6 protein-coding genes are annotated in these 5,505 nt (G+C 43.1%); all 6 read left to right on the top strand.

The genetic code is table 11. The features are described from left to right. A partial coding sequence (locus AC1DUA_RS23585) for an ABC transporter permease subunit (protein ID WP_477502088.1) occupies positions 1–572 on the top strand: 572 nt, incomplete at its 5' end. Between the two features lie 59 nt (positions 573–631). Further along, a complete protein-coding gene (locus AC1DUA_RS23580) occupies positions 632–1,285 on the top strand; it encodes a carbohydrate ABC transporter permease (protein WP_477502087.1) in 654 nt (217 codons plus the stop codon). 21 nt (positions 1,286–1,306) lie between these two features. Beyond that, positions 1,307–2,977, top strand: a complete 1,671-nt coding sequence (locus AC1DUA_RS23575; RefSeq protein ID WP_477502086.1) for an ABC transporter substrate-binding protein — start codon at positions 1,307–1,309, stop codon at positions 2,975–2,977. Positions 2,978–3,046: 69 nt separating this feature from the next. Beyond that, complete coding sequence (locus AC1DUA_RS23570) at positions 3,047–4,444, top strand: sulfatase family protein (protein WP_477502085.1); 1,398 nt, start codon at positions 3,047–3,049, stop codon at positions 4,442–4,444. 203 nt (positions 4,445–4,647) lie between these two features. Then, the gene (locus AC1DUA_RS23565) at positions 4,648–5,277 is read left to right on the top strand and encodes a class I SAM-dependent methyltransferase (RefSeq protein WP_477502084.1); all 630 of its coding nucleotides are present in this window, start codon (positions 4,648–4,650) and stop codon (positions 5,275–5,277) included. An 80-nt stretch (positions 5,278–5,357) separates the two neighbouring features. Then, a partial coding sequence (locus tag AC1DUA_RS23560; RefSeq protein ID WP_477502089.1) for a PAS domain S-box protein occupies positions 5,358–5,505 on the top strand: 148 nt, incomplete at its 3' end.

Raw genomic sequence — 5,505 nt, 5'->3', positions numbered from 1 at the left:
CGTATGCTCCGCATTTCATCTCTGTTGTCGTTATGGCTGGAATTATTCTCGTGCTTCTGGATCCAGAAAAGGGGATTGTCAATCTACTCCTTGGCGTATTTGGTTTTGAGCCCATTCATTTCATGGCGAAGCCAAGTTATTTCAGTTCCGTCTTTGTCTGGTCAGGCATATGGCAAAATGTTGGTTTCTCTTGCATCATTTACTTGGCAGCGCTTTCAGGTATAGACCCGTCTCAGCATGAAGCAGCGGTTATCGATGGTGCCAGCAAATTTAAACGGATTTTGCATATCGATATTCCTGGCATTATGCCTGTTGTCATCATTTTGCTTATTTTGAACACAGGGCATATTATGGATTCTGGCTTCGAGAAGGTACTGCTTCTACAAAATCAATTGAACCTTAGGTCATCAGAGGTCATTGATACTTATGTGTATAAGGTGGGTCTTGCTTCACAAGCGATGAATTACTCTTACTCAACTGCCATTAACTTATTTAAATCGATTGTTGGACTTGCCATGCTCATTATTGTCAATCAAATTGCGAAACGTGCAAAGCAAGAAAGCTTATGGTAACGGTGTAGCAGGGGAGGTGTACGGAGGTATGAAAGAGTCACATATTCTCGAATCACGAGGTGACAAATGGTTTAGTAGCAGGTACATTTCTCAGTGTTGTGCTAACCATTGCTGCTGCTTATCCACTTTCTAGGAGAGATTTATTCGGTAAAAACTGGTTTATGCTGCTGTTTGTTTTCACGACCATGTTCTCTGGGGGGCTAATTCCTTCTTATCTTCTGGTCAAAGATCTTGGGATGTTGAACACAGCATGGGCCATGATTATTCCAAGTGCGATGAGTGTTTTTAATATTATTATTACAAGAACTTACTTTAAAACGACATTGCCGGATGAAATGCTTGAAGCAGCTCAGATCGATGGTTGTAACGATTTCCGATATGTTTTTTCAATCGTCCTGCAGCTGTCAGGTCCTATTATCGCCGTAGTTGCGCTTTATTCCGCGGTTGGTTATTGGAATCAATATTTTAATGGTTTATTGTACCTTGATAGCCAGAAGCTATATCCTTTGCAATTAGTCTTAAGAGAGATATTGGTGCAAAACGAAGTGGATGCTTCCATGCTCGACATGAAAGAAATAGCCGCTCAGGAAGGTTTACGCGCACTTTTGAAATACTCGTTAATTGTCGTTTCATCACTGCCATTACTGCTCGTTTATCCATTTGTACAAAAGTATTTCATTAAAGGCGTAATGATTGGCTCATTGAAAGGATAAATAAGGGAGGTTGTTTTTGAAATGAAAAAAATATGGGGTATGGGACTAAGTGTTCTTCTTGCAAGTGGGGTCGTCCTTGCGGGGTGCGCAGATAAACAAGCAGATGCACCGGCGGAAACGACAAAAGATCCAGTGAAAACCAGCAACGTCACAGCAGCAGGAGAACTGCCGATAACCAAAGAGAAAACGACGATTAAAGTATTAGTTAAAGGCTTTCCAGGTGTAAGTGATTATGCGAACAATGAGTTCACGAAATATTTGGAAGAGAAAACGAATATTCATATTGAATGGACCGTTGCTCCTGAGAAGTCAGCTGTGGAGAAACTGAACCTTGTACTTGGTAGTGGTGATTTGCCGGATGTCATCATGGGATTCGGGATTTCGCCAACCCAACAACTGATCTATGGCACGCAAGGAGACTTCCTAGATCTCGCGCMATATATTAATCAATACGGCGTTGAAACGAAGAAAATGTTTGATATCGTGCAAGGGGTTAAGGATGAAATTACAGCACCTGGAGGTAAAATCTATGCGTTGCCTCAAGTGAATGAGTGCTATCACTGCTCGATGTCGCAAAAAATGTGGCTTTATCAGCCATGGTTAGATAAGTTAGGTCTTCAAATGCCAAAAACAACAGACGAATTGTATAACGTATTGAAAGCATTTAAGACGAAGGATCCCAATGGGAATGGGAAAGCCGATGAGATTCCATTGTCGGGCGCAGCGGTTGGGCCAAACGTAAATATTGACTCCTTTATCATGAACTCATTCGTACTTAACTCTGGCATTACTACGCGGTTATTTGTTGACAATGGAAAGGTCACGACATCGGTTAATACACAAGGCTGGAAAGACGGTCTGACCTACCTCCACAAGTTGTACGCTGAGGGCTTGATTGCTCCGCAATCATTCACTCAAGATCGGGATCAAGCGAAAGCGATGGGCGAGAATCCGGATATTAACATTCTAGGTGGCGAAGTTTCACAGCACAATGGCATATTCACAGCTTTTAATGGTCCAAGCGGTAGATGGCTGGAAGTTCAATCCGTTCCTTCCTTGAAAGGACCAGCGGGTGTACAAACGACACCATGGAAATCAAGCGTACTGCAAGGATATTATGTCGTAACACGCACTGCCAAGAACCCAGAAGCCGCATTCCGCTTAGGAGACCTGCTGTATAATACGGAGATGACATTACGTCAAACGATTGGTCGTCCTGGAACAGAATGGGATTATGCCGCGACTGGAGAGTTAGGCATCAACGGCAAACAAGCCATCTGGAAAACGCTTCCTAGTGCTATTCCGACTAATGCAGCGAATAATATCAATTGGAGCGGGCAATCCGCACCTTCTCTTCGGTCCAACGACTTCCGGCTTGGGCAGATGGCAGATCCGAAGAATCCGCAGGAAGTTAAGCTCTTTACAGAGACGAGAAATAATTATGAGCCGTATAGACAAAAGCCAGAGTCCGTGCTTCCAGCGTTGTTCTTCTCGAACGACCAAGCTACAGAGCTTGCAGATCTAGAGAAAACTTTGACAGATTATATCAATCAGATGATCGCACGTTTCACAACAGGGGACGCCAATATTGATAAAGAATGGGACGGTTATGTGAAGAAACTGAATGATATGAATCTGAAGAAATATCTAGACATTTACCAAGCCGCTTATGATGCGAAAATGAAGAAATAATGTTCTCGTGAAAAGCATGGGGTGATCCATGCTTTTCGGACTGTCCAATAAAGGTAGGAGGAAAATGTGATGCCATCAAAACCGAATATTATTTATATACTGGCGGATGATATGGGATACGGTGATATTTCCTATTTGAACAAGAACTCCAAAATTAACACGGTGCATTTTGACCGAATGGCCAAAGAAGGGATTACATTTACGGATGCCCATTCTTCATCAGCGGTGTGTACGCCATCTCGTTATAGTATCTTAACTGGCAGATATAATTGGCGTTCATCCCTCAAGAAAGGCGTCTTGAACGGATTCTCCGCTCCGCTAATTGAGGAAGGCCGAATGACAGTCGCTAGTTTACTTCGTGAGCAAGGATATAAGACGGCTTGTATCGGCAAATGGCATTTGGGCATGGAATGGGCGAAGGTGGGTGACGGCGAGAGTGAAATTGATTATCGAGAGCCTATTCATAAGGGCCCGATATCGCACGGATTTGACTACTACTACGGAATTAGCGCATCGCTGGATATGCCCCCTTATGTCTACATCGAGAACGACCGGGTTACACAGCAGCCAGACCGTATAACTCGTAACGACGATCCGATGGCTTTCTGGCGTGAAGGGGCTACGGCACCGGATTTCGAGCATCAGCAAGTCCTGCCTCAACTTACGGCCAAAACGCTGGAGTTGATTGATCACTATCAGGATGAGCCTTTCTTCATCTATTTCCCGTTGCCTGCTCCGCATACGCCTATCCTTCCATCGGAGGCGTTCGTTGGGCAATCAGGTACGAATGCCTATGGTGATTTCGTACTCATGTGCGACGATGTGATTGGTCAAATCATGACTAAACTGGATGACTTACATCTCTCCGATAACACAATCGTGATTTATACGAGTGACAATGGCTGCTCACCTAAAGCTAATTATGAGGAGCTTGCGACATTTGGCCATAACCCCAGCTATGTTTTTCGTGGTCATAAAGCGGATATTTATGAAGGCGGGCATCGGATACCGCTAATTGTGAAATGGCCACAGCGCATTCAAGCTGAGCGCATAAGCGATGAACCTGTCTGCTTGACGGATTTGCTCGCAACAGTTGCAGACGTCCTAGAAGTAGCGTTGCCTTCGAACGCAGGCGAGGATAGTGTAAGTAATCTGCCCATTTGGGCCAATCTTCCTTATGAGCAACCCTTGAGAGAAGCCATTGTTCATCACTCCATTCAGGGGGCATTCTCTATTCGACAAGGGAAATGGAAACTAGAGTTATGCCCAGGCTCAGGCGGATGGAGCTTTCCAAAACCTAGCGAAGAGCCAGAAGGGTCGCCCCTGTACCAATTGTATGATCTCAGCGAAGATATTGGTGAAACGAATAATGTGGTCGAAGCTCATCCAGACATCGTCCAATCTATGAAGCTTGTCCTCGAAAGGTATCAGATGTCAGGGAGAAGCAGAGCCATTTCAACGAAATAGGGAGAGATCGCCGCTGGCGGTCTCTTTTTATAGATTTGGGGGATTTCAGGGAACTGTAGTCGAAGGTTGTATGATGTTAGGGGCTATATTCGATCATGCTGTTTTGAGCTGCGATTTGATTTCTTAGAACGTACGTTCTATAATGAGCTTACATCTTACGACAATAGAGCAGTTCAAATAACATATAAAAAGGAGATAAAGGGATGACAGAATTCTGGGAATCAAGTTTTATCGACAATCAAATGATGTGGGGATTCGAGCCCGCAGACTCAGCCATCTTGACTAAAGATTTTTTCCTTGAGAAGAATGTTAAGGAAGTATTGATACCAGGTATTGGATACGGAAGAAACGCGAAGGTCTTCATTGACAACGGTATACAGGTAACAGGTATTGAGATTTCAAAAACAGCAATTGATTTGGCAAGACAGGAAGGGCTTCATATTGATATTTTTCATGGTTCAGTGGCGGATATGCCATTTGAAAGCAAACTTTATGACGGCATATTCAGTTATGCGCTTATTCACTTGTTGAACGAAAGTGAGAGAGAAAAGTTCATTCAAGATTGTTATAACCAGCTAAAGCCAGACGGATATATGATTTTTACGACGATTTCAAAAGAAGCGCCAATGTTTGGAAAGGGACAACAGCTGGGTAAGGACTATTACGAGACCACCGCAGGTGTGAAAATGTTTTTTTATGATGGTGACTCGATCACACAAGAATTCGGGAAATATGGGCTGCTAGAATTTTCGGAAATAGTTGAACCGCATAAGAATATGGAAAGTAAACCGCCATTTAAATTTCTAATGGTCACATGCAAAAAAACGTCTTGATAGGATGTTTATTGAAGGTTTTTAACCATGGGAGACGAATACACTTACTATCACTTGTTTGAATTAGGGGATATTTACTCATGAAATTAAAAGAATATTTAATTGATTCGTTCATGAATTTAACGTCCGATGGGATTGTAATCGTCGATATAAATGGAACTGTGTTAGAAGTGAATAAGAAATTTGAAGAGTTACATGGCTGGACGAGGGAAGAGGTCATTGGACAAG

Source organism: Paenibacillus sp. 01T422, assembly GCF_056398785.1.
The sequence above is the reverse complement of the archived record's forward strand: the minus strand, read 5'-3'. Positions and strand labels throughout refer to the sequence as shown.

Bases quoted from the DNA above. Each gene is read 5' to 3' on its own strand.
- AC1DUA_RS23570 (WP_477502085.1), top strand. From the start codon at position 3,047: ATGCCATCAAAACCGAATATTATTTATATACTGGCGGATGATATGGGA.
- AC1DUA_RS23565 (WP_477502084.1), top strand. From the start codon at position 4,648: ATGACAGAATTCTGGGAATCAAGTTTTATCGACAATCAAATGATGTGG.